Below are 844 nucleotides of genomic sequence, written 5' to 3'. Positions count from 1 at the left end.
TGTGAACCGAACCAAGCTATTGCGGCGTTTGTGGTTTCATGATTCAGGGCCGCCGTTTGCAGCGTGGAGGCGGCGATGGCGGACCTGTTCTGGCTCTCGGATGAGCAGTGGGCGGTGATGGCCCCGTTCATGCCCAAGGATCAGCCCGGACCAGAGCGGAAAGACGACCGGCAGATCATCTCCGGTATCCTGCATGTGCTCACCTCGGGCTGCCGCTGGCGTGACTGCCCTTCCGCGTATGGGCCTCGCACGACCGTCTACAACCGCTTCAACCGCTGGTCCCGGCGTGGCTTCTGGAAGGCGATGTTGGCGGCCCTGGCCAAGGCCGGCTGGTCGGGCGAGGCGGCTGCCATCGACAGTACCTACGTGCGCGCGCATCGCTCGGCACACGGCGGGAAAGGGGGGCGACGGCCCAGGCCATCGGCCCGTCGCGCGGCGGCCAGACGACCAAGGTCCACGCGCTCACCGATGTCCTCGGCCGGCCCGGCGTGTTCCTGCTGACGCCCGGCAACGCCAGCGATGTTACCGCCGCTCCAGCCGTCCTGGCCGAGGCGCCCGGCCGGATCCGCCGCCTGAGCGCCGACAAGGGCTACGACGCCGATTGGCTACGGGCTGACCTACGCAGAAGCGGCATCACGCCGATCATCCCGGGCAAGCGCGGCCGCAAGAGAAGGATCCGCCACGACAAGCAGCGCTATCGGGAGCGCTGGCGCATCGAGGCGACGTTCAACCGCCTTAAGGACTTCCGCCGCATCGCCACCCGATACGACAAGCTTGCCCGCAACTACGCCTCAGCCGTCGCCCTGGCTGCCGTCATCGTCTTCTGGTGCTGATCGAGTCCAAG

Annotated in this window: 1 protein-coding gene; it reads left to right on the top strand. The window is 67.5% G+C overall.

Features of this window, described 5'->3' with window-relative positions; genetic code table 11:
• Positions 1–75: 75 nt before the first annotated feature.
• Positions 76–833 (top strand): IS5 family transposase gene (locus MOX02_RS30810; RefSeq protein WP_147029544.1). Its coding sequence is split into 2 segments (ribosomal slippage): positions 76–412 and positions 412–833, totalling 759 coding nucleotides; the frame shifts between segments, so codons are not numbered across the junction.
• The last annotated feature ends 11 nt before the right edge of the window (positions 834–844 follow it).

It is taken from the genome of Methylobacterium oxalidis (genome assembly GCF_007992195.1).
GTDB classification, from domain to species: Bacteria; Pseudomonadota; Alphaproteobacteria; order Rhizobiales; family Beijerinckiaceae; genus Methylobacterium; species Methylobacterium oxalidis.
The sequence above is the reverse complement of the archived record's forward strand: the minus strand, read 5'-3'. Positions and strand labels throughout refer to the sequence as shown.